We start from the raw sequence: 23,707 nt of genomic DNA on the forward strand, positions 1-23,707 counted from the left end.
TGGCAGTAATATTTTAAAGCCGATGTATGTAATGACTGATCTTCCTCATGATGATGAATATGACCGCCGTTTTGCCGGTGTTGCTAGAATTTATGGCGATGAAGCATTTAATCATTATGAAAACAGTCATGTCATGGTTATTGGTATCGGTGGTGTCGGCTCATGGGCGGTGGAAGCTCTGGCACGTACAGGTGTGGGTGAGCTGACACTGGTCGATATGGACTCGATTGCTGCATCCAACATTAACCGTCAGTTACCTGCCATGACATCAACGCTGGGCTATGAAAAAATTGAAGTCATGGCAGAACGCTGCCGTCAGATCAATCCACGGATCAGAATCAATCTGATTGAAGATTATTTAAGTCCTGAAAATATTAAGGAACTGCTGGTGGAAGCACCTGACTTAATTCTGGACTGTATTGATGACGTGAAAGCAAAACTGGCTCTGATGCTGCATTGCCGTTTCAATAAAATTCCTCTGATTGTTTCGGGTGGGGCAGGTGGAAAACTTGATCCTTTAAAAATCAGAGTTGCGGATTTATCCAGAACAGAACAGGACCCAATGCTGGCGAAACTCCGGACTCAGTTACGGGGCATGGGCATCTGTAAAAAGCCGAAAGATAAATTTGGAATCACCTGCGTGTATTCAGTTGATAACCCATTTTCCAGTGCAGATGTTTGTCCGAGCGCAGGTTTACGCTGTGGTGGTTATGGTTCGGCAGTGGTGGTCACTTCAAGTTTTGCCATGGTTGCTGTGGCAGAAGTGCTGAAAAAACTGGATGCGCTGAACGCAAAGAAAAAATCTTAATGCTTCAGCGCACCCGATCAGTAAGTTTTTAGCTCCACCAGTAACGCAGAATATGGAAGAAAATTGGCGCTGAAAAACAGATCGAGTCAATTCGGTCGAGCATTCCGCCGTGACCCTGAATCAGGTTGCCCCAGTCCTTGACACCACGGTCACGTTTGATAGCTGACATGACCAGTCCACCAAAGAAACCGAAGATACAGACAATAAAACCAATCAGTGCAGCCTGCCAGTAAGTAAATGGCGTTAACCATGCCATAGCCACACCGAGTGCAGTTGCCAGTACAATCCCGCCCAGTAAGCCCTCAATGGTTTTTGATGGCGAAAGTACAGGGGCAACTTTATGTTTTCCGAACAGCTTGCCGCAGACATACTGCAGAACATCGGATGCCTGAACCACCATAATCAGCCAGATTGCCAGCCAGATTTTTTCACCGTCAAATCCTGGAAGTTTCAGATTCAGTAAAGCAGGAACGTGTGAAATACAGAAAACGCTGACCATCAGTCCCCATTGAATTTTTGCACTGCGCTCCAGGAAGAGGGTGGTATCTTCTGCTTTCAGGCTGGCAATCGGCACCAGTAAAAAAACATAAAGTGGAATAAAAATGGAATACAGTCCGTACCAGTCGGTATATACCAGGTAGTACTGGTAGGGAATAACAAAATAAAAGGCAATCAGTAAAGGAAAATAGTCGCCCCGACGTGTAGGAAGCAGGCTGATGAATTCCCGAAGTGCGAACAGTGAAATAATCCCGAACAGGATAATAAATGCTGTTTTACCCAGGGTGATTGCCACGGCCAGCACAATCAGCATGACCCACCAGGCATTGATTCTGGCATTTAAATTGTCAATGACAGGAGCAGGCTGTGAACCGGCCTTACGTTTTAAAATGAAACCGATGGTAGATGCAATAACCAGGATTGCACTGAAAATGGAAAAAAGCAGATAAGTCTGTTGAATATGATTAAACATTATTGAAGCTCTTTCTGTTTTAATTCTAAGAGCTGCTGTCTGGCATGCTCAAGGAACTGAGTTTTGTCCCAGTCTGCCGAATGTGTCAAAGGTGCACCAAAAATGACGGTGGATAATAAAGGCAGCGGCAAAAATGCACCTTTTGGCATGACCCGTTTTAAGTTGCTGATCCAGACGGGAATGATTTCAACCTGAGGGAACTGCTGGCTTAAATGAAACAGGCCACTTTTAAAATTTAACAGTTCAGTATCATCACTTAAATTTCGCGTACCTTCAGGGAAAAAAATAATGGAATCGCCCTGACTTAAGGCTTCCTTGATACTGGCAAGCGGGTCACTGTTTTGATTGCCCTGACGCTGAATGGTAATGCCTGAAAAAGTTTCCTGAATCAGAAAACGTCGGATACCATCTTTTAACCAGTAATCCGATGCAGCAACAGGACGGGTCATACGGCGCACAGGGGTTGGCAGTGATGACCACAGCAGAATAAAGTCGATATGACTGTTGTGATTTGCATAATAAATCCTCTGTTTCAGTTCGGGTTCACATCCGGTCCATAAACTGCGGGCACCTGTCAGCAGTCGTGCTCCTCTGCGAACCACAAAGGAAATACTTCTGGCAATGGGACGGGACACAAGTTTTGAAGAAGATTTTGTTGGCTGATTTTCTGTCATATCTGTATTCTGATCGTCTCTTTGTTTTACCGGTTTATCTTTTTTGCTGTATTAAAGCTGAGTGCATACAGGTTGCCTGATGCAGACCAATCCACTAAAGTGATCTTATATTAAACAAATATTCCAGTTTCGCCTATGAGTAATAAAATCAGAAACACTCAGCGTTATAATTTTCTTTCTGCTTTTTTTGCCTTTCTTCTGTGGGGGGGTTGGTCTTTTTATATCAATATGAGTCAGGGTGGTCTAAAGGTCGGCATTATTTCTGGACTGGCGCAGGGAATCTGCAGTTTTATTATTACTTTATTTATTACCTTTTTAATTGAAAAGCAGTTTAATTTTTATAAATCTGTCCCTGCCAGACTGATTTTACCTCCAGTCTGTACCGTACTGTTTACAGGGAGCTGCCTGGTACTGGTGCATACACTGATTCAGACCCCTGCGATTTTAAAAACGGTTGCTCCTGCATTAACCGTTGCATTGCTGTTTGCCTTTGTGACAAATATTAAGCTGTATAAACAGCTGAAAACTCAGGCAACCCATTAATTTAATAAAATAATCTGGAAAATAAACACGATGACACAACAGGAACCCTCTCTTGAAAACCGCCGTCCACTCAAAGTACGCGAAGTAGGAATGGTCAATGGATTTGCCCGATGGCTGAGTCAGAAATCCATTACACCGAACCATATTTCACTGTTGAGTATTCTGTTTGCGGCACTTGCTGCGGTGTATCTGTTTGCCACACCTCATGCTCAAGGGTTATGGAAAGTTGCACTGTATCTGCTGGCGGCTGTATTTATTCAGGGGCGTTTGCTGTGTAATCTGTTTGATGGGCTGGTGGCTGTGGAGGGTGGGAAGTCCACACCTTCTGGCGAGCTGTTCAATGATATTCCAGACCGTATTTCTGATCCGCTGATTATTGTGGCTGCTGGCTACTCCCTTGTTTCCAGCAGTTATGGCGTGGAACTGGGATGGTGTGGTGCGCTGCTTGCAGTACTGACGGCTTATATCCGTACCCTGGCGGTTTCCATTGGTGCGCCAGCCAGTTTTTCAGGGCCAATGGCAAAGCAGCACCGCATGGCTTTACTGACGGTTGCCTGTGTTGCAGCAGCGGTTGAACAGTATGTCTGGCAGCATGATTTTGTCATGCTGGGAGCTTTGGTGATTCTGACCCTGGGTGCTCTGATCACCTGCTGGCGCAGGGCAGCAGGTGCTTACAGATTTCTGGAGCATCGTTCCTGACAGGTGTCAGGCTTGATCCTGATGCTCCTGAAGATATTCTTCAGTTCGTTTCATGGCTTCTTTAATGTTAAGAATGGCATTTTCCACATCTGCAAAAGTTTTTGCATTGCCACCACTTAATGCCTGACGCCATTTACGGGCACCCGGTAAATTCTGGAACAAACCTAAGATATGACGGGTAATGATCGACAATGGTGCGCCTTCTTCCATACGCTTTGCGATATATGGAAGCATCTGATCCATGATCTCAAAACGGTCAGGCATTTCCATATTCCATAACTGTCCAAGTTCCGCCAGCAGGTATGGATTGTGATAAGCCTCACGACCAATCATGACACCATCGACATGTTTTAAGTGTTGCTGAGTTTCAGCAAAAGTTTTGATGCCACCATTGATTTCAATGATCAGGTCAGGACGTTCCTGCTTTAAACGATAGACATCGTCATAACGCAGGGGTGGCACATCACGGTTTTCTTTTGGAGACAGTCCCTGAAGCAATGCAATTCGGGCATGCACGATAAAATTATTACAGCCTGTTTTTGCAACAGTATCAACAAAATGCAGCATTTCTTCATAGGACTGCATATCATCAATGCCAATGCGGTGTTTCACTGTCACAGGAATATCAACAGCATTACGCATCTCAGCAATACATTCTGCAACCAGATCAGGTTCTGCCATTAAGCAGGCACCGATTTTATTGTTCTGTACGCGGTCGCTTGGGCAGCCCACATTCAGATTGACTTCGTCGTATCCCCAGTCCTGCGCCATTTTTGTGCAGGTTGCCAGGTCTTTCGGGTTTGAACCACCCAGCTGCAGTACAATCGGATGTTCTTCTTTGTTGTAGTCCAGGTGGCGGTTTGCTCCACCATAAATGATGGCACCGGTAGTGACCATTTCAGTATAAAGAATGACATTGGGGTTAAACAGGCGTGCAAAAAAACGGTAATCGCGGGTTGTCCAGTCCATCATCGGTGCAACACTGATTCGTGGAGATTGAGTGTTTTCAATGTTTTTGTTAATAGTCATTAAAAATCATGCCTTTAATCTATATTTCGCAACCTGCGCGAATCTGTTTTAACCTGTGTTTAGGTGGGTTAATCGGTTTGCATTTACACCAAATTTTACACCATAATCAAAAAAACAGGTTATGGTGTAAATTATGGGGTCAATTACAGCAAGGAAAAGTGCAGATGGTAAAGTTAATTATCGTGCTGCGATTCGAATTAATCGAAAGGGCTTTCCTACTTTCTCTGAAAGCAAAACATTTCACTCAAAGAAGTTAGCTGAAAACTGGGTTAAGAAACGAGAAGTCGAAATTCAAGAAAATCCTGATATTTTGCTTGGCAAAGAAAAGCTGATTGATCTGACCTTATCAGATGCCATAGATAAATATTTGGATGAAGTCGGGAGCGAGTACGGAAGGACGAAACGCTATTCTCTGCTCTTAATTAAGAAGCTACCAATTGCGCGCAATATTATCACAAAAATAAAATCAGTACATTTGGCCGAGCATGTTGCTTTAAGGAAGGGAGGAGTACCTCACCTGGAACTTGAGCCTATTGCGACTAGTACGCAGCAACATGAGCTTTTACATATCCGTGGTGTGCTTTCTCATGCTGCTGTTATGTGGGAAATGGATATTGATTTAAATGGTTTTGATAAGGCTACGGCTCAGTTAAGAAAAACACGCCAAATATCCTCTAGTCAAAAAAGAGATCGACTTCCTTCAACGGATGAATTGATTACTTTAACGAAATATTTTACAGAACGGTGGAAATTAAACCGTTATGGTTCTAAGTACCCAATGCATTTGATTATGTGGTTTGCTATTTTTTCATGTAGACGTGAAGCTGAATTAACTCGATTATTTTTTCGGGACTATGATTCACATCACTCAACATGGAAAGTGCATGATCTAAAGAATCCAAATGGATCTAAAGGTAATCATAAGTCATTTGATGTCCTTGACCCTTGTAAGGAAATGATTAAAAGATTAAAGCAGTCAGAAGTTCGTGAACGGATGTTGAAGCTTGGACATGATGAAAACTTACTACTGCCATTAAATCCTAAAAGTTTAGGTAAAGAGTTCAGGGAAGCTTGTAAAGTGTTGGGTATTGATGATCTACGATTTCATGATTTGAGACATGAAGGCTGTACACGTTTAGCAGAACAAAGTTTTACTATTCCTGAGATTCAGAAAGTAAGTTTGCATGATTCCTGGAGTAGTTTACAGCGTTATGTGTCGGTGAAGGCAAGAAGAAATACTATGCAGTTAGAAGAGGTGCTACGCCTCATTGATGAAACGTAGCAAAATCTTTTGAAGCTTCTGAATACTGTTTATCTAAAATATCTGCCAGGTCTTTTACGTGTACCAAAAATGGTGCACGTTTACTTTGATCAATTTTAAACACGGAGAAAGGGAATTCTTGATTATTTGCCTTTCTCAATGCTTCAGCTTTACTAAGGTGAGGATAATAGTCAGCAACTATTGTCATTAGTTCAACGATCATTGAGCGATATTTCATGAAGAGGTAGTCAGTTGCTGTAAGTTGTAATGATTTCATTAAAACCCCTAATTAATGTAGTTGAAATTTGAATTTTTCTAAAGAGTAGTTTTTCGACTCCTCATCAGCCAGCTGGGCATCTAAACTATGTGCTCAGGCTTCCTGCGAAGCCTTGAACTCATCGTAGCGATAAATCATAAGATAGAGTGAAACTAATTGAATGAAAATAACACTAGGGATATATAAAAAAACAGTGCTAGAATTTATGTCATCTTTATGTTTTTATTATTTTTTTATGAAAAAAATTGATAGATCTGATTACGAGGAACTTCTGCATGAATTAATGGCGTGCTTTAAGTTCTTACTAACTTCGCAGCTAAAGATGCCAATGGAGAATTTGAAATTTCCTGATCATGAAGCTCATTACACGTTGTTAAAAGATTTTCGAAAGAAGATATTTTATGGTTTTCATGTTTTACCGCTATATGAGATTGCAGAAAAAATTAAGACATGTTTAATTATTTTCGATAGCCTAAGTCAAAAAAATCATAATCAACTATATAGAGAAGCCTTATATCTATATGTTAAGGAAGGTTATCCAATATATGGTTTTGATAATAAAAAACTTAAAAATAGAATCAATGGATTGTTAAATGTCAGAAAAAGATATGAGGAAAACCTTTATAAAAAAAGAGAGGTTTTGTATCGCGTACTTAGAGAAGAGGTAGCTGTTAAAGGTAAATGGAATAATCTTAATAGTGCTGTAAGTGATTCATATTTAAAAATTAATTATGAGTTTGAGTTGTTTAATAGGGAGTGGGTTAAAAATGAGATGATTAAATTGCAGGACAAGATTAAAGAAAATGAGTATGCACTTAAGGTTAACCGGAATAAGAAATATAATGAGGAATTGATTAATTTTCAAAATAGGTCGTTTGAAAATGTTATTCATAACTGTAAAAAGCAATACGAAAAATTGGAAAAATCTTTAAAGGCTAAAAATGTTAGTGATATTCTGGGGAAAAAACTGGCTTTTCATTCTGACTATCAGGAAGAATCAATAATAAACCATTTAAGAAATTGTCCTGAGTTACTTCAAGAAATCATAATTGGCTACACTCTGGATACGAATAATTGAGGACAACTTAACAGCTTTGATAGAGATCCCTTTGCATTGTTAAACCAAGTGTAAAATAAACCTGGAATTGATATGCTGTATACAAGCATGCCAGAGTAATAGTAGTGTGAAAATACTCAAAAAGTGTTCCTGCTTCTGATTATTCAAAAGGGTATGAGTTTTTAATTTGACATGATTTAAGGTGAATAAACATTGCTTAAGTATTTGATTATTAATTGTTATTTTTGTTGGTTTTTCTTGGGTAATTGAGTGGTTTTTGGAGTCTTTCTAATTGGGTTATTAATATTATTAAATAATAACTTTACTTATAGTTTATAACTGAGTGTACAGGTAAATAATTACAGGGATCTTCTTCTTATGATTTAAACCATCATAAGGAAATCTCATGACAACAGCTGTAAATGAATCAAAGATCTTGATCGAAATTGAAAATTTTGTTGAGAATATCTCTATCACGAAACGTAAGCCTCGTAATTTTTACGATCAGTTATCAGGGCTGCTTGTTCAGTTCGATCAAATTTATAATCCTGATTATTCTTATATGCCTGCAATAGAAGCCATGATTGAGCTGTTATTGGATTTAGAAGGATATCAGGATGATCCTGAATGCTTATATGAGCGCTTAATAAAAATCTCTTTTGAAGATATTCAGCGTGATTTCAAGTGGCATTATCGTAGACATAAACGACAATTACGTGATCATCGTCATAGTGAGTCAGAAAATACCAGGACGCTTGTTGGTCGTATGCAAGAAATCAGTGATAAATATTCACGAATTTTAGTGGTACGCGTCGATTTGGCTTATCCGCTTAAGTACCAGAATCAGATCGGTATTCAGCAGTTCAGTGATGATATGGATGTACTCCGTACCCGGTTACGTGATCAGGATAAAGTGTTTAAAGGTCTGATTGAATACGCCTGGGCACTGGAGCAGGGAGTGGACAAAGGTTATCACTGTCATTTGCTGCTGGTTTACAGGGGAAGTGAACGCCGTAATGCATATTCAGTGGCAGACCGTGTCGGAAAGCTCTGGAAAAATATTACAGAGGAACAGGGCTGTCATTTCAACTGCCATACAGCAGCCTACCTTAAACAGTTCACAGACCGTAACCGTCTGGGCATTGGGATGATTCACCGTAACGATCCGGATGAAGTGGATAATATGCTGAATACGGTGACATACCTGGTGCGCCCGGAAAAGGAATCACAGCATCTGCGAGTGAAAACCAGAAAGCGGATGCATACCTTTGGATAACAGAAAATAAGACAGGCATACATCATCCACGTGAAGATCATGATCTGAATGATCAGGGGCTTATACATAAAGCCCATTATTTTTCACAGGAGTTGTACTGCCATGTTTATACATTGCCCATATTGTCATTCTGACCAGGTTTATCCGGTTTTTGTTTCTCATCCACATGGACACAGACCTGAGCAGAGTCCGGTCAGTCTGATCTCTCAGCTCGGAGCCGGGAGAATACTCTTTAAAACGCTTTCAGGAGGGTTACGCCTGTCACCCTGGGTTGCAGGACTGGCAGAGGTGCTGCTCAGGGCAGCCTGTGCGCATCTGATGGAAACACACCGGAATGATACCGGTGCAGGGATCTCCACCGGATACTGCTGTAAGATCTGTCAGCGGAGCTTTTACGGCCGGCAGGACTGAACAGCAGTGAAAGAAACAGGCTGACTGATAAGGGTCAGCCTGTACTGAATGCTGTCAGGAGAATACATTCTTATGACAGAGGGGAATCAGCGACAGCCTTCACTGGACTCAGGATTTTCCTTTGTAAATGTAAAGCCTGTAATCGGCATGCCGGCCATGGTTCTGACATCATAAGCATCTCCTGTTGTTTCAAGAATGATGTAGTACTTCTGACCGGCAGGCTGAAGCGCCATGGAATAGGTTGATCCCTGACGACCCTCGTCAAAACTGAAACAGCCATGTTTCAGTTTGTCTGTGGCGGTACGGATAGTATCCTTACCCAGCTGAAGGGTTTTACCTCCTGTTGTGATGACAGGGCTGCCGGATTTTCTGCCGGTCTGTGTCACACTGAACTGACTCAGTCCCTTTGAAGGGTGGCTGGCATAAATGCTCAGATTCCCCAGCGTCCAGTTGCTGAACTGTGCTGTACCGGATTCAGGTTTGCCAAACTTCTGAATCAGTGTTGAACGTGTATCACTCATGGTTACTTTTTTACCACTGACCGTCATCTGATCTGCTGCAAAAGCAGAAGTGGCAGAGGCGGACAGTAATAATGCGGTGATCAGTTTTTTCATTTTAGTTCCTTAATATGTTATGTGTTTTTTCAGATTATTTTGAACGCAGGGCAATAATGCCGATGATGATCAGGATGATCATGCCCCCGATAAATTTTCCCACTGACGGAAACATCACTGCAGGCCAGATCACACCCTGGCCGAGATGATAGGCAAAGGACTTGTAGCTGTACTGTCCCCAGAAGCTCTGATAGAGCGTATAAAGAAGACCGATGATAAAATAGCCGCTGATCAGCCATGATTTAATGGATGGATTCATTTATTTCCCCCAAATGCGAATTGAGCAAGTAAGTAGAAAAGCCCGAACAGAATCATCATTCCGATGAAGGGCAATCCCAGGAAAAGGATGACTGCGGTGATGCAGATAATACCGGCAATAATCCTCATGCCTTACTCCTTCAGACACTGATAAGTACTGTTGATCATTTCCCTGTGAAAGGCTTCGGTCTGCTGGATGGTACGGATTTCACGCTCCAGTGCATCAGCACCGAATTTCTTTTCAAGCTTGCTGTAGATACAGCTGCACGTGGCAGTGTCACCACCGCCGGATCTGCATCCACTGATGAACTGACGTTCGGACTTACCGGCACAGCCTGTAAGCAGAAGCACAGTCAAAGCGATGGATGTCATGAAGAATGAAGTTTTCATTCGCCCCCTTAAAATTTATTGTTCTGGTTCTTCTGGAACAGGAATTTTTTATCCGTCTGAATCGGCATAAAAGACAGGCGTAAGCCGTCCACAGGACATGACCGTCTTCAGGTCAGTTCAGGCAGAAATAAAATCTGTAAATTTAAGTCAGGGCAGTGCTGCAGCCCAGGCAGGCTGAAGAGAAAACAGCAGTACGGGATAATGCTTGGTCATGATGATGACTCCTTTGGGTATAAAGAAGCTTCACCACATTACTGCTAAATAATGGTGGCGAAACGAAAAGGGGTTAGCAGACTGATACCCAAAAAGATCAGCACACCCGGAGGTGTCCCCCTCCCGTTCCGCCGCAGAGGGGGACACGCAGGGTCGCCCACCAAAAAGATGAACTTTTTAGTGTGCTTTGGGTAAGCGGTCTGCTAAAACCGGCTGGCAATGTAGACCAGCATCCAAATCATAATCGCAGAGCAGCACAAGGTCAATCACAGCCGGCAGGTTCAGCTGAAAAGCTGTTCGCTTACCGACCGTTCCCGATTTCAATATATTTCAGATATATAACATTTACATGAATCTTCACGCAGATTGAACACTGCATGATTTACCCCTTTGGCCTGCTTTTTCAGCAGGTCTTTTTTATGCCCGGAATCTGAACTGGATCATTTTAAAAACAGCAATTTTTTTAAGGAAATTATCATGGCACATCAAATTGAAAATATGGCTTATGTGGGACAGACCCCATGGCATGGTCTTGGCAGTCAGCTCAGTCAGAACCAGCCCATTGACGTCTGGGCACAGCAGGCCGGCATGGACTGGCAGATTGAATCCTCAAATGTCAGTTATATGGCACAGAATGAACGGGGACAGAGCATCATCATGCCCTATGAGGAGCAGCGGGTGTTATACCGTTCAGATACTCATGCTCCGTTGTCTGTGGTCAGTCAGCGTTATCAGGAAGTCCAGCCCCGGGAGATACTGGAGTTTTACCGTGACCTGACCGAACAGTCCGGCTTTGAACTGGAAACTGCAGGTGTGCTGAAAGGTGGCAGGAAATTCTGGGCATTGGCCAAAACAGGTCAAACCTCAGCCTTAAAAGGCAAAGATGTCAGCAATGGTTATATTTTACTGGCAACAGGATGTGACGGTACCCTGGCGACCACAGCACAGTTCACCAGTATCAGGGTGGTCTGCAACAACACCCTGGCGATTGCCCTCAAAGGGCAGAACTGCAGTGCAGGTGTAGTCAAGGTTCCGCATAGTACCCGGTTTGATGCAGAGAAAATTAAACAGCAACTGGGGATTTCAGTGCGTACATGGGATGAACATATGTATGAAATGAAACAGCTGACACAGCGTAAGGTTACTCAGACTGAAGCAGCAGCCTATTTTGATGCGGTGTTCAACAGCACCGGCATGAATGTGACCGATCAGGAGGACAGTATCATTCAGTTCTACCGGGGGGTGGCAGCTCAGGCAGCGCAATCGGTTAAGAGGGAAAAATCTGAACCGAATGCAAGAGCCATGACAAAAACCATGGAAATGTTCAATGGTCAGGGGCGTGGTGCAGAACTCAGCTCAGCAAAAGGTACAGCCTATGGTCTGCTGTGCAGTATTACTGAGTTTGCTGATCATGAGCGTCGGGCAATGAGTCAGGATCACCGGCTTGACTCAGCATGGTTCGGTGCAGGTGCTGGACTTAAGCAGCGTGGACTGGAACAGGCTTTAAGCATGATTGCTTAAGCCTGACCGCTGACCTGTACTGTGAGCAGCGCCCTGGGTCTGTGTACAGGTTCTCCAGTCTCCATCTCAGAAATATCTGATTGACGGCATTCAAAAGCTGTGTCTTCGGGCACGGCTTTTTTATGCCCGAAATTTATAAAACAGGAAATAATGATGAATACAGCTCTGAACAGCTCTCTGAATGTAACACCGAATCCCGCAGTCAACAGCTATGCCGGTCGTCCTAAACTGTTTACCGCAAAACGCTTTGTGGATACCCGAAAACTCAGTCAGGCCGAATGGCTGGAAGTGCGCCGGCAAGGCATCGGCAGCAGTGACTGTGCCGCAGCATGTGGACTGAATCCCTATATGTCGATGCTTGAACTGTGGATGATTAAAACAGGACGGATTCAACAATCCATTGAAGATGAAAGTGAAGGGCATGCACCACTGTACTGGGGAAAATGCCTGGAGCCTTTAGTGGCTGAATACTACAGCATGCATACCGGCTATAAAGTCCGCAGGGTCAATGCTGTTCTGCAGCATCCCGATCCTGACAGGCATTTCATGCTGGCCAACCTGGATTATGCCGTCACAGGGGATGCCGATGTACAGATACTTGAATGTAAAACAGCCGGAGAACACGGTGCCAGACTATGGCGCGATGGTGTGCCGCTGTATGTGCTGTGTCAGGTACAGCATCAGCTAGCCGTCACCGGCAGGAAGGCGGCACATATCTGTGTGCTGATCTGCGGACATGAAACCCGTATCTTTAAAGTGACCCGCTCAGAATCAGTGATTCAGCACATCATCCAGGCAGAACGTTACTTCTGGGAGTGTGTTGAAAAGGATACACCACCTGAAGCCGATGCCAGTGCGTCGGCAGCCAGAGCATTGCAGCAGCTGTATCCTGAGCATGTACCGCTGAGTACAACTGACTTATCTGGGGATGATCAGGCCAGTCAACAGTTTGAACAGCTGATTCAGGCACGCAATCACATAGAAAAGTATCAGGAACAGTTTGATCTGCTGAAACATCAGCTGCAGGCCAGAATGCAGAACACTGAACGGGCAACCTTTAAAACAGGTTCAGTGACGTGGAAAAAGGCGAAGGACTCGGTCAGTTTAAACAGTAAGGCTTTACTGAAACTGCATCCTGAATATCTGAATCAGTTTCCACAGGCTAAACAGGGTTCAAGACGTTTCAGTATCTATGCCGATTAGCCTAAGCAGAACATTCAGCAGTGATCCAGACATCCCATGCCAGGCCGCATGGGATTTTTTTATGCAGATTTCATTCTGATCAGGCAAATCAGAATATTTAAACAGAAGAGGTAATGATCATGATCAAAGGTTTAGCAATTACACCACCTGTACTGGGACGGATCAGTATAGGCAGGATGGTTGAAAAGAACGGCAAACGTATCCCTGAAAAGGATGATCAGTTCACCGTCACCAGTCAGATTCAGAATAAGGATGGATGGGTGAAACATCCTTTAGATGAGCAGCTGCGTGCCAAAGCACAGAACCAAAAGCTAAGAAGTATTCCGGTACGGATGATCTTCAATGATTCTGATCTCAACCTGAGAGCGGAATATACCTTATTTGACCGTCAGACAGGACGTCCCATATGTGTCGGCAATGGAGAAAGCTGCCAGCGACTGACTAGTCAGGGCGTAGAGCAGTATCCATGCCCGTCTCCTGACTTATGTCCACTGGGACAGAGTGGACTCTGTAAGCCTTATGGACGCCTTTATGTCAATCTGGATGAATCTGATGAACTTGGGACATTTATTTTTAGAACCACGGGTTTTAACAGTATTCGGACGTTGGCAGCACGGTTGAGTTATTACCATGCTGCATCGAATGGTCTGTTGTCATGCCTTCCACTGCAACTGACACTTCGGGGTAAGTCCACCACACAAAGCTATCGAACGCCTGTGTATTACGTGGATCTGACGCTCAGAGATGGGACAGACCTGCAGCAGGCCATTCAGATGGCGAAGGATATTGATCAGCAGGGTAAGCAAAGTGGTTTTAATCAGGAGGCACTGGATCGCACAGCGAGGCATGGCTATGACAATGTGAGGTTTGAAATGAACAGTGAAGATGGTGTGGAAGCGGTTGAAGAGTTTTATTCTGGTGAAGAACAGTGGGATCAGAAGCAGGACAAGGGATTAAGCCTGGTACAGGATCTTCAGCAGGGATTGCAGAAATCAGTTCATGCTGTGAACTCCTGAAAGTGAAACTTTACACAGGAGGCCGATCATTTGAGCGAATACCCGCTCGCATCAGTGATCAGGAGTAAACATCATGAATGCGTTCACAGGTCAGACTTTTCAGATGAATCAGATTATCAATATTAAAGAAGTGATCAAATTTGTAGGTGTAGGTAGATCAACAATTTATGAAATGATTAATGCAAATTGAAAATACTACGACTCGACTATTTCAAAGCTTATAGTCGAATGATATTTCCGAAAGCCCCGATAAAAAAATAAGACATCAAAGCTATAGCTCTGATGTCTTATAAGTTTAGTCTTTATTATTCATCGGCATTCTTTAAGTTGATGCCTTCGATATTATTTACGATTTTCTTTGATTCTGAACATTTAACAGTAGCTAACAGCTTCCTGTTTTGTATAACCTCAACACCTGAACCTGAATATTCCTGAAATTTATCAACAGTGTTAAACACTGAATACACTGTATTCCCATTAGGAATATTTACAGAGTAACTCATATGTCTACCAATTCCATTCCACTGTTGAGTCGTTACTCGATTACGAGGCACAGCAATGGACAGTTCTGGTGAACTAGCTTTTCCAAAAGAGTAGCTAATAGATTTTCCTGCGTCACATACTTGAATAGTTTTATTATTCGCTGTCGTGCAAGAGAAGACTGTTTTTGTATTGCCAGGACATGCAGCTAAGACATTGCCGCTTACCGCTAATAATGTAATGAATAAAAATTGATTCTTCATTTTCCCCTCAGAAATAGAATTTATAAAAAAATAATTATAAACAATATTTTGCATTAGTTAAATTATTATATTTTATGTATAAATTTAAGATGGGTTTAAAAAATAATCCAATGCTACTCGTATTGCCAACTAAATAAACCACATATTTTGGTTGTGCAGATTCACATTTTTGCTGTTGAAGAATTGCTTCAGATAGAAGCCTTATCCAAATTTTTCTGTAACTTCAGTGTCAGGTAAGCGTTACAATGACTCTGTTTGATCATCAGTAGTCAGTAAAACTATTCATGTTAACAAGCTTCACTTTCTTGAACAAATTAAGGCTGTTTTTAGTGTATCTACTTGTTGTCTGGCAAAGTTACTTTCTGTCGATTGAAATGTAGTCTTAGACTATTCTACGTTACTTCTCTGAGTTGATTGACTAAATACTCTTATCATCTCGGAAAGATAGATTTGCCATCACTATTTTTGTTTAGATTTCATTTTGATCTGTGTTTTTGGATGCTGTAATGTTTTATTACATCTAGCTTTGCTAGCTCAATTACAGGTTTGCTTTCATCTTTTTTATTTATATATTTTGTCTATAAATTACATGTAGCAATAGATTGAAATATAAAACTACAACCCAATCATAGCAAATGAAAAACCAATATTTAATTACGAGAAAAGAGATGAAAAATTTAACATATATTCTTGGTTCATTGTTACTAGGATTTGGGGCAAATTATTCACATGCCGAAGGAATTGAATCTTTCATTAACCAAAACAATGCAACAGCTTCATTTAATTGTGCATATAAAAAAGTTATAGCTAGTAAAAAATGCACTGTAAGCATTTCCAATGTTAAGACTTCCACTAAAAGAACAAAAGATTTCTTCGGAGTGAATGGTACATATCCTTTATTAAAAATAAAATGGCCTGATAACGATATTAGTAAATATGCCATCTTGGATAGTAATGAGCTTTGGAATTTAGAAGATCAAGAACTTTATAACTTTAAAGCTCTGCCTGAAAGTCAATTTAGCAGTGGAATGGAACTTGATCTTAGCAAAGGCTTAATCATCGAATTAAAAAATAAAGAACACATCCGCCTTTGGTAACGAATAAGAACCTATCAGGCAACACCAAGAAAAGACCGTTATCTGATAAGACTTATTAGATTTACTTTATTAATCCTTTATTTCTGTTGATAATTCTACGCTCTACTGATCCTCTTTGATTGGTAGAGCGATTGAAATTTCAATCGCTCTACGCTTAGATTGTATTTAGTTGTAGCCGGCTCTTGGTAATTTAGAGTTTTTTCCATTCAAATAACTTTTGTAATAGAGGAAAGCTTTCTTAAAGTACAAATTTAGACCTTTTTTGAAAAATATATATCTAAATTAATTTGTATTTCTATACATTATGACTTTTAGTGCTATTTTTTTCTAGGCCGTCCTGATTTACTTTTTCCGGGGATTTGGCCTTTACCAAAAGCTCGATTCTTTGAGTCGAACATAATAGACCGAATAAAATAATCTTTTTTTACCAAATAGAATGCAGTATTTAACATGTTATCTCTTGGAAAAGTTTCATGATGGCTAATCATGCCCATTCCAGGATTTCTATATTTATCCTTAAAAGCATTGCAATTCCAATATAAGCCTATTCCTTGCGTAATTTCACTGACCCATAACTCACCAATATTTTGAGCTATAACCACATCTTCTCTATGTTTAGAGCCATCTAGAAAAAACATCATGTGGTAATGAAAAGATTTCTCTTCAGTGTATTCAAGCTTCCATACATAGCCTACAAAGTCTTTTGAATATTGTCTCTTAAGTTGTTTAATTAACATGGTTCTATGTTTTTGAACATCAAGTAACCAATCTTTTAAAAATCTAAGTTTCTGTGGTGTGGGACTTGTAAATGGGGTGTTCATGCCAGGTTTAGATGGCCTCTTAAAAAAGCCATATTCATTGTGTGGAGTTACTAATAGTCCTTTACGGTAGCTTAGATCTATTCTTATTACTAACAGCCTTGAGCGATACTCAAAAAGCCCATTAATATAATTTCGAACCTCCTTTTTATATTCACTCGTATACTTTCTCTGCTGAACAACTTTTTTCTTAAAGACCTCAGAATCCAATCCTTCTTTTAGAGTTATTAAAAACTCTTGATCACCAAGATTTTTACATCTTTCTGCTATCTGTAAATAAAGATTTGTGTAAGGGGAAAACTTACTATCTGGAAAGTTTTCTTCTAGCTCTTCAGCACATAAATTTTTTCGCCTTGATAGAAAAAATTTATATTTTTTAAAAATGAACTTATATCCGTATGGATCTCGTAATAATTTTTCATCTTCAGTTTTTAATTCTTTTAGATACATTTCTATCGAGGCAAGTTCGTCGAGAGTTAAATAACCAACCCTATCAATAGTTAACTTATTGTTATCAATAATAGAAAAGCTCTTATCTTCAATAAAACGCATGCTTAATTCCCATGAGTTCATATAGGTATAATATCAATATGGTTATGTGTTTGATATTTAATATAATATTTAAATGACAATATATCTTAACAACATAGAGTTAAAAAGTAAATTATTATTTTTCATATATTTATTGTTGATCTGTGTCCGTTTGTTGAGTTACCTCAACTTCATAAATTTAGTAGGGTAAAGAGGTGATGGTCACATAAAAAACTAATAGGATATTAATAATCCTATTAGTTTTTTATGCATAAATCAATGCAGTTCTTAGATAGCTATGAATATATTGTTTAGAAAAACTAAATAAATAAAATTTAATCATCAATCTGTAATTTCATAAATGGTTCTGTAAAGCTTCGTTCTATCTTTCAGACATAACAAGATAAAATAGTGGGGAACTTTGCAATCTTTTGATTAAATATCTAATCAAAATTATGAAAAATTGATTAATGAATAGGCGTGTATCGTGAATAATCCACAAAAAAAAACCCATTCTGGCTTGAATGGGTAAAAATCTACTGTTCTAAAAAGTACTTAATTAAATATCGTAAGGAATATTACTTCATCAATAAGATTTTAATAATAAATCAATGGCTTGTCTTTGCTTCTCAGCATGACTGTTATCTTCCAGCGCCAAGAGTTTTCTTATACGTTCAAGGGCATATTTAACATCTTCATCTATAAATTTTTCAGCAGAATATTTATTTTCTAAAGATAAGGCCATAATACCGAATAATTTCATTTGTCTTCGATCTTCATTTTGCTTTATAAAGTCTATTAGTCTTTCTTCTGAAAGTGATGTTTGAATAGCCACCAAAATTCTAGACACACATAACCATCTTTTGATGGGCTTTTTCATAATCTAATGGAGAACGTTGCTCATTGGAACCATGTCGTCGTTTTGAGTTATAAAACATTTCAATATATTCAAATATGTCTGCTCTAGCCTCTGATCTTGATACGTAAATTTTCTTCTTAATACGCTCTCGCTTTAGCAACTGAAAGAAGCTCTCAGCAACAGCATTATCATGGCAATTTCCTCTTCTGCTCATACTGCTTTCCAGATTATGATGCTTGAGAAAAGCTTGCCATTCATGACTCGTATATTGACTGCCTTGGTCTGAGTGAATGAGTACTTTATGCTTCGGCTTCCTTCGCCATAGAGCCATCAGTAATGCATCTAAAACCAGGTCTGTAGTCATTCTCGATTTCATAGACCAGCCAACCACAAGGCGCGAAAATAAATCAATCACCACCGCAAGATATAACCAGCCTTCATGTGTACGAATATAGGTGATATCAGTAACCCACCGCTGATTAGGCTGAGTTGGATTAAACCGCCGGTCTAAAGTGTTTGTGGAGACAATACTTGGCATACCAGCATAAGCTCTAGGCTTGCGATAGCCACGCTGTGATTTAAGCCCATCCGCTTTCATCAGTCGATATACCCGATTAATTCCACAGCCTTCACCGGTATCTTTTAAATCACAGTGAATCTTGCGATAGCCATAAACTCCACCAGATTCGAGCCAGAACTGTTTAATGAGACCTGAAAGCTGTTGCCGTTTCTTAGCAGTCTCACTGATGGGTTGCTTTAACCATGCGTAATAGCCGCTGTGATGAACATCTAAAGTTGAACACAAACGACGGATTGGCCAGATACGCTGGTTGTCCCGAATAAAGGCATACCTCACTTGGACTGGCTTGCGAAGTACACCGTGGCTTTTTTAATATGTCTCTTTCTTCTGTGACTCTTTGAAGTTCTTTTTTTAGCTTTGCCAATTCCGCCAGTGGATCACCAGATTCTGTGATTTTAGGCTGTTGAGGATCATAACGTTTAATCCAGGCATAAAGACTATGCGTGGTTGTACCTAAGCGTGCGGCAACTTCAGCCACGCTATGACCTTTTTCTGTCACTTGCTTTACTGCTTCAATTTTGAATTCTTCAGGATATCGTTTGCTACTGCTCATAAACACCTCGTTAATTAGCCATTTTATCTAACTAAAGAGTGTCTACAAAATCGGTGGCTATTCAAATAAATAATTGTTAGGTAACTCTTCTTTCCTTAACTGTCTACTTATGCTGTTAATAATAATTACATTCAAAAAATGATTTTGATACAATATTTATTATTGTTGCAAAAATAATTATTGAGTGGTCTATGACTATATCCGGGTTAAATGGCGGGAATTGCATTCTTAGCTCTATGGCAAAAGAAAGAGTCAAGAATTTCATTTTGGATGAAGCCAAAATAGTAGGTTTTAAAGGTGAATACACTGTGGTTTTTAATGGTTCTAATTGGAATGGTGAACCATTGGTTTTAAGTAGCTCTAGACAACCATATGAGGCACGTATCTTCAAGAGCTTAGATGGTGCAATAGCAGAACTTCTTAGGATTGGCCTTACAGAAGCGTCAATCAAAATCACTAATAAATCAGATAATGATTGATCTTAACGTATTGAATTTGGAAAAAAGATGAACTTTAAAGAAGAAACAGTATATTCAAATGTAGAGACTGCAAATAGTAAGCAGCTTGCAATCCTTAAAAAGAACTTCCCCAATTGCTTTGATTTAGATGGAAATTTCATTCAAGAGAGAATGCTTGAAATTGTTAAAGAAAATAATATTGAACTATCGAAAGAAAGTTACTCGGTAAACTGGTTAGGCAAGTCATACTCACGTTTGCTCGCAAATCTACCTCCTAAAACTCTGATCCACGAAGATGTAGAGCATAACTCCCAAGAGCAACACAAAAATAGTAAAAATTTACTTATAAAGGGCGATAATCTTGAGGTTCTGAAGCATCTAATTAATGCTTACAGTGAAAAGGTTAAGATGATCTACATTGATCCTCCTTACAATACTGGCTCAGATGGTTTTGTTTATAACGATGATCGTAAATTTAGCAAAGAGCAGCTTTCTGAACTAGCAGGTCTAGATCTTGAGGAAGCAGAGAGAATTTTAAGTTTTGCAGATAAAGGTTCAAATACTCATAGTGCTTGGTTGACCTTTATGTATCCTAGACTTTATATCGCTCGGGAATTATTAAAAGAAGATGGAATTATCTTCATTTCTATTGATGATAATGAACTATCTCAACTGAAATTAGTATGTGATGAAATATTTGGTGAAAGTAACTTTATCGGAGTCATCTCACGTTCAACAGGAACAAGAATGGGATCTGGAAGCCGGGGTATTGCAAGAGAGCTTGACTACATCATCATATATGCAAAGTCTGATATAGCTAGTTTAAATAAATTGCCAATTACTGCTGAACAATTAGTAATTTACAATGAAGAAGATGAGAATGGAAAGTATTTGTTAAGGTCTTTAAGACGAACTGGTGGTGAGAATCGAAGAGAAGATCGTCCTAGTATGTTTTTCCCAGTAATTAATCCAGACGGTGAAAAAGTTTATCCAATAGCTCCGGAGGGCTGGGAGAGTCGTTGGGTGTGTGGGAAAGAAACTTATAAAGAGTTGCTTGAACAGGATAAAATTGTCTGGAAGAAAGTTAAAAAAGATGATGTTGAAAAGTGGCAAATCTATCAAAAGCATTATGCAAAAGATGGTCGAGAGGTGTCGGATTTGTGGACATCAGAAGCAGGAAATAAAAAAGCTACCAAAGAGGTTAGCGCGTTATTTGATGGGGTGAAAGTTTTTACAAATCCAAAATCTGTGGATCTAATTAGTCAAGTAATTTTATTAGGTTCAAATGATGGTGATTTAATATTAGATTTCTTTGCAGGCTCTGGTACGACTGCTCATGCTGTACTTTCTTTGAATGCACAACGCAATGAAAACAGAAAATTTATTTCTGTTCAACTTCCTGAAAAAACTAATACTAATTCAGTTGCTAATAAGCATGGATATGAGGTGATTTTTGAGATAACAAAAGATCGGATATTAAAAGCCGCACAAAAAATTAAAGATATGGGGGGGAGTAATCAGGGTGATTTAGGGTTTAAAATTTTTGAAACAGTTGAGGACTTCCGTGTTAAAGATGATGAGAAAGAGTTGACGTTATCAAATCTTACAATGTTTGATGATGTTCTTTTGACGGATGAACAATACAGTACATTACTTACAACCTGGGCTTTGTATGATGGTAGTGCGTTAACTACTCCTATTTACGAGATTGATCTAAACGGATATACAGCACATTTATGTGATAGACGCTTATATATGATCTCACCAGATTTCAATAGCGATGCACTTAAAGCTCTTCTTCAAAAGCTTGATGATACTGAAGATAAAGACTTTGATCCGAACAAAATTGTTTACTATGCAAATAACTTCGATAGCATGAGACAAATGGAGCTAAATGAAGCATTGAAGAGCTATGCTAATAAAAAGTCTATCGAAATTGACGTGGTGGTACGCAACTAATGAGCAAGGGATTTACTTTTGAAAAAAATCTGCCACATCAAAAAACGGGTGTAGATGCGGTTCTTAATATGTTTGTTGGTGCTGAGCCACAGCTAGACAATGATCAACGAATTAGGCTTTTAGCCAACCCTAAATTAGTGATCACCAAGCAACAATTTAGTTCTAACATCAAAGCTATACATGAGTTTAATGGTATCGAACATAGCCCAAAGTATTACAATGAAGACAGTAATATTATCGATGTGTCGATGGAGACAGGTACGGGTAAAACTTATACTTATACCAAAACTATGTTTGAGTTGAATAAAGCATTCGGGATTAATAAATTTATTATTATTGTTCCGACGCTTTCTATCAAAGCGGGTACTGTAAATTTCCTGAAAAGCGATGCTCTTAAAGACCACTTTAGAGAAACTGAACGTGAGCTTAAGATTTACGTAGTAGAGAGCAAGACATCATCAAAGAAAAATACTAAATCGTTTATGCCTCAAGCAGTCCATGATTTCGTCGAGGCAAATAACTACAATAAAAAATATATTCATGTAATGGTCATCAACTCAGGAATGGTGAACTCACCATCTTTGACTGAAATATATGATCGTGGTTTGCTAGACAATAGATATAGCACCCCTGTTGAGGCGATTAGTGCGATAAAGCCATTGGTAATTATTGATGAACCCCATAAATTTCCTATAGGTGGAACAACCTGGAAGAATATTGAAAAGCTCAATGCTCAAAAAATTATTCGTTATGGTGCAACTTTTAATGAAGACTATCGAAATCTTGTTTATCGCTTAACAGCAGTTGACGCTTTTAATCGTGATCTTGTTAAGGGTATTAACACTTTCATTGAAGAAATGGTTGGTAATGATGTAGCGAGTTTGACGCTAAAAAAATCCACTACTAAAGAAGCAACATTTGAGCTTAATGAAAATGGCTTAAAAAAAATAATTAGAATTGCTAAAGGTGAATCTTTAGCTAAAACTCACCCCGCGATTCACGATTTAAATATTGAATCGATGAATACAAAGACGGCCGTTCTTAGTAATGGAGTTGAGTTAAAAGTTAATCAATCTATTAACCCTTATTCCTACTCAGATACGCTTGAAAACAATATGATGCGGAAAGCGATTAAAGAGCATTTCAAATTAGAAAGAGAAATGTTAACTCAACGGCCTAGAATCAAGCCTCTTACTTTGTTCTTTATAGATGATATTGAAGGTTACCGTGATGGAAATAACATATCTGGAAGTTTAAAAACTAAGTTTGAAGAATGGGTATTGGCTGAAGCACAGTCTCTTCTCAAAATTGAAAAAGATGAGTTTTATAAGCAGCATTTAGAGAAAATGATCGCTAATATAGACCGTGTTCATGGAGGCTACTTTTCAATAGATAACACTGATAAAGATGAAAAAATACAGCAACAAATTAACGAGATTTTGCACGATAAAGAGTGGCTCCTATCACTAGATAACCCTAGACGTTTTATTTTCTCTAAGTGGACGTTGCGAGAAGGTTGGGATAACCCTAACATTTTTACTATCTGTAAGTTGCGTTCTAGTGGTAGCACAACATCTAAACTTCAAGAAGTTGGTCGTGGTCTTCGATTACCAGTAAATGAATTTATGGCTCGTGTGAATGGCGAGTTTAGATTAAATTATTTTGTTGATTTTACAGAGAAAAATTTTGTAGATTCCTTGATTAAGGAAGTGAACGAGACTGCTTATAAAGAAACTGTACCATCTAAACTGACTCAAGAACTAGAAGATAAAATTTTATCTAAATATCCTAATATTGAAGCATTGGACTTAATGATGGATCTGAGAGATGGATCCGTAAATTTGAACAACTCCTATAAGTGATATTCTGCTCCTCAAATGATGTTATAA

At 39.6% G+C, this 23,707-nt stretch carries 26 protein-coding genes and 1 pseudogene; 15 read left to right on the forward strand and 12 right to left on the reverse strand.

The genetic code is table 11. The annotated features are described in order from the left end of the window. Positions 1 to 31: 31 nt before the first annotated feature. Positions 32 to 808 (forward strand): tRNA threonylcarbamoyladenosine dehydratase, encoded by a 777-nt coding sequence (locus CDG60_RS03435; protein ID WP_087513742.1) that lies wholly within the window; start codon positions 32 to 34, stop codon positions 806 to 808. 28 nt (positions 809 to 836) lie between these two features. Here the strand turns inward: CDG60_RS03435 and CDG60_RS03440 are convergent, their stop codons facing one another. After that, positions 837 to 1,778, reverse strand: coding sequence for a phosphatidate cytidylyltransferase (locus CDG60_RS03440; protein WP_394373925.1), 942 nt, complete (start codon positions 1,776 to 1,778; stop codon positions 837 to 839). Next, on the reverse strand, positions 1,778 to 2,452 hold the full coding sequence (locus tag CDG60_RS03445; protein WP_087513744.1) for a lysophospholipid acyltransferase family protein: 675 nt from the start codon (positions 2,450 to 2,452) through the stop codon (positions 1,778 to 1,780). Before CDG60_RS03445 ends, CDG60_RS03440 begins: the two co-directional genes overlap by 1 nt. Before the next feature lie 135 nt (positions 2,453 to 2,587). Here CDG60_RS03445 and CDG60_RS03450 point away from each other — a divergent pair, with 135 nt between their 5' ends. Continuing rightward, positions 2,588 to 2,995, forward strand: a complete 408-nt coding sequence (locus CDG60_RS03450; protein ID WP_087513745.1) for a hypothetical protein — start codon at positions 2,588 to 2,590, stop codon at positions 2,993 to 2,995. Between the two features lie 30 nt (positions 2,996 to 3,025). Then, positions 3,026 to 3,694 carry a CDP-alcohol phosphatidyltransferase family protein gene (locus CDG60_RS03455; RefSeq protein ID WP_087513746.1) on the forward strand — a complete coding sequence of 223 codons (669 nt, stop codon included), beginning with the start codon at positions 3,026 to 3,028 and terminating at the stop codon, positions 3,692 to 3,694. Positions 3,695 to 3,700: 6 nt separating this feature from the next. Here the strand turns inward: CDG60_RS03455 and dusA are convergent, their stop codons facing one another. Continuing rightward, a complete protein-coding gene (gene dusA, locus CDG60_RS03460; protein WP_087513747.1) occupies positions 3,701 to 4,723 on the reverse strand; it encodes a tRNA dihydrouridine(20/20a) synthase DusA in 1,023 nt (340 codons plus the stop codon). 133 nt (positions 4,724 to 4,856) lie between these two features. Here dusA and CDG60_RS03465 point away from each other — a divergent pair, with 133 nt between their 5' ends. Then, on the forward strand, positions 4,857 to 6,005 hold the full coding sequence (locus tag CDG60_RS03465; RefSeq protein ID WP_087513748.1) for a site-specific integrase: 1,149 nt from the start codon (positions 4,857 to 4,859) through the stop codon (positions 6,003 to 6,005). On the opposite strand, the gene CDG60_RS03470 is transcribed toward CDG60_RS03465, so the two are convergent. Continuing rightward, positions 5,989 to 6,261: a pyocin activator PrtN family protein gene (locus CDG60_RS03470; protein ID WP_087513749.1), complete on the reverse strand. Its 273-nt coding sequence runs from the start codon at positions 6,259 to 6,261 to the stop codon at positions 5,989 to 5,991. The two genes, CDG60_RS03465 and CDG60_RS03470, sit on opposite strands and share 17 nt — an antisense overlap. A 160-nt stretch (positions 6,262 to 6,421) precedes the next feature. Between CDG60_RS03470 and CDG60_RS03475 the strand changes: the two genes are divergently transcribed. From CDG60_RS03475 to CDG60_RS03485, 3 genes are all read left to right on the forward strand, one after another. Next, positions 6,422 to 7,339, forward strand: a complete 918-nt coding sequence (locus tag CDG60_RS03475) for a hypothetical protein (protein ID WP_227542916.1) — start codon at positions 6,422 to 6,424, stop codon at positions 7,337 to 7,339. Between the two features lie 385 nt (positions 7,340 to 7,724). Then, a complete protein-coding gene (locus CDG60_RS03480; protein WP_119023818.1) occupies positions 7,725 to 8,594 on the forward strand; it encodes a YagK/YfjJ domain-containing protein in 870 nt (289 codons plus the stop codon). 102 nt (positions 8,595 to 8,696) lie between these two features. Beyond that, positions 8,697 to 9,005, forward strand: a complete 309-nt coding sequence (locus tag CDG60_RS03485; protein WP_087514475.1) for a hypothetical protein — start codon at positions 8,697 to 8,699, stop codon at positions 9,003 to 9,005. A gap of 86 nt (positions 9,006 to 9,091) precedes the next feature. On the opposite strand, the gene CDG60_RS03490 is transcribed toward CDG60_RS03485, so the two are convergent. From CDG60_RS03490 to CDG60_RS03500, 4 genes are read right to left on the reverse strand one after another with little or no spacing between them, the layout of a single operon-like run. Then, the gene (locus CDG60_RS03490) at positions 9,092 to 9,619 is read right to left on the reverse strand and encodes a hypothetical protein (RefSeq protein WP_087514476.1); all 528 of its coding nucleotides are present in this window, start codon (positions 9,617 to 9,619) and stop codon (positions 9,092 to 9,094) included. Positions 9,620 to 9,653: 34 nt separating this feature from the next. After that, entirely contained in the window at positions 9,654 to 9,878 is a 225-nt protein-coding gene (locus CDG60_RS03495) for a hypothetical protein (RefSeq protein ID WP_087514477.1), read from the reverse strand. Next, the gene (locus CDG60_RS18485) at positions 9,875 to 10,006 is read right to left on the reverse strand and encodes a hypothetical protein (RefSeq protein WP_264757131.1); all 132 of its coding nucleotides are present in this window, start codon (positions 10,004 to 10,006) and stop codon (positions 9,875 to 9,877) included. Before CDG60_RS18485 ends, CDG60_RS03495 begins: the two co-directional genes overlap by 4 nt. Positions 10,007 to 10,009: 3 nt before the next feature. Then, positions 10,010 to 10,267, reverse strand: a complete 258-nt coding sequence (locus tag CDG60_RS03500) for a hypothetical protein (RefSeq protein WP_087514478.1) — start codon at positions 10,265 to 10,267, stop codon at positions 10,010 to 10,012. 690 nt (positions 10,268 to 10,957) lie between these two features. On the opposite strand from CDG60_RS03500, the gene CDG60_RS03505 reads away from it, so the two are divergent. The 4 genes and pseudogenes from CDG60_RS03505 to CDG60_RS03520 form a co-directional block, all read left to right on the forward strand. Further along, positions 10,958 to 12,001: a DUF932 domain-containing protein gene (locus tag CDG60_RS03505; RefSeq protein WP_119023819.1), complete on the forward strand. Its 1,044-nt coding sequence runs from the start codon at positions 10,958 to 10,960 to the stop codon at positions 11,999 to 12,001. 153 nt (positions 12,002 to 12,154) lie between these two features. Beyond that, complete coding sequence (locus CDG60_RS03510; protein ID WP_119023820.1) at positions 12,155 to 13,204, forward strand: YqaJ viral recombinase family nuclease; 1,050 nt, start codon at positions 12,155 to 12,157, stop codon at positions 13,202 to 13,204. Positions 13,205 to 13,323: 119 nt separating this feature from the next. After that, on the forward strand, positions 13,324 to 14,220 hold the full coding sequence (locus CDG60_RS03515) for a recombination directionality factor (RefSeq protein WP_119023841.1): 897 nt from the start codon (positions 13,324 to 13,326) through the stop codon (positions 14,218 to 14,220). Between the two features lie 73 nt (positions 14,221 to 14,293). After that, a pseudogene (locus CDG60_RS03520) lies at positions 14,294 to 14,407 on the forward strand (helix-turn-helix transcriptional regulator); the annotation flags it as partial. A 118-nt stretch (positions 14,408 to 14,525) separates the two neighbouring features. On the opposite strand, the gene CDG60_RS03525 reads toward CDG60_RS03520, so the two are convergent. Next, positions 14,526 to 15,017 (reverse strand): hypothetical protein, encoded by a 492-nt coding sequence (locus CDG60_RS03525; protein WP_227542917.1) that lies wholly within the window; start codon positions 15,015 to 15,017, stop codon positions 14,526 to 14,528. Positions 15,018 to 15,631: 614 nt separating this feature from the next. Here CDG60_RS03525 and CDG60_RS03530 point away from each other — a divergent pair. Beyond that, positions 15,632 to 16,060, forward strand: a complete 429-nt coding sequence (locus CDG60_RS03530) for a hypothetical protein (RefSeq protein WP_160116963.1) — start codon at positions 15,632 to 15,634, stop codon at positions 16,058 to 16,060. Between the two features lie 317 nt (positions 16,061 to 16,377). Here the strand turns inward: CDG60_RS03530 and CDG60_RS03535 are convergent, their stop codons facing one another. The 3 genes from CDG60_RS03535 to CDG60_RS03545 form a co-directional block, all read right to left on the reverse strand. After that, the gene (locus CDG60_RS03535; RefSeq protein ID WP_227542918.1) at positions 16,378 to 17,430 is read right to left on the reverse strand and encodes a YagK/YfjJ domain-containing protein; all 1,053 of its coding nucleotides are present in this window, start codon (positions 17,428 to 17,430) and stop codon (positions 16,378 to 16,380) included. A gap of 565 nt (positions 17,431 to 17,995) precedes the next feature. Then, the gene (locus CDG60_RS03540; protein WP_087514444.1) at positions 17,996 to 18,259 is read right to left on the reverse strand and encodes a hypothetical protein; all 264 of its coding nucleotides are present in this window, start codon (positions 18,257 to 18,259) and stop codon (positions 17,996 to 17,998) included. Then, positions 18,252 to 19,401 (reverse strand): IS3 family transposase gene (locus CDG60_RS03545; protein ID WP_227542919.1). Its coding sequence is split into 2 segments (ribosomal slippage): positions 18,252 to 19,152 and positions 19,151 to 19,401, totalling 1,152 coding nucleotides; the frame shifts between segments, so codons are not numbered across the junction. Before CDG60_RS03545 ends, CDG60_RS03540 begins: the two co-directional genes overlap by 8 nt. A 236-nt stretch (positions 19,402 to 19,637) precedes the next feature. On the opposite strand from CDG60_RS03545, the gene CDG60_RS03550 reads away from it, so the two are divergent. Genes CDG60_RS03550 through CDG60_RS03560 form a run of 3 tightly spaced genes read left to right on the forward strand, consistent with a single transcriptional unit; the run spans position 19,638 to position 23,680 of the window. Then, a complete protein-coding gene (locus tag CDG60_RS03550) occupies positions 19,638 to 19,880 on the forward strand; it encodes a hypothetical protein (RefSeq protein ID WP_087514442.1) in 243 nt (80 codons plus the stop codon). Positions 19,881 to 19,907: 27 nt separating this feature from the next. Beyond that, positions 19,908 to 21,818: a site-specific DNA-methyltransferase gene (locus CDG60_RS03555; RefSeq protein WP_087514441.1), complete on the forward strand. Its 1,911-nt coding sequence runs from the start codon at positions 19,908 to 19,910 to the stop codon at positions 21,816 to 21,818. Further along, positions 21,818 to 23,680, forward strand: coding sequence for a type III restriction-modification system endonuclease (locus tag CDG60_RS03560; RefSeq protein WP_087514440.1), 1,863 nt, complete (start codon positions 21,818 to 21,820; stop codon positions 23,678 to 23,680). Before CDG60_RS03555 ends, CDG60_RS03560 begins: the two co-directional genes overlap by 1 nt. The last annotated feature ends 27 nt before the right edge of the window (positions 23,681 to 23,707 follow it).

This window comes from Acinetobacter chinensis, from assembly GCF_002165375.2.
In the GTDB taxonomy this organism is placed as follows: Bacteria; Pseudomonadota; Gammaproteobacteria; order Pseudomonadales; family Moraxellaceae; genus Acinetobacter; species Acinetobacter chinensis.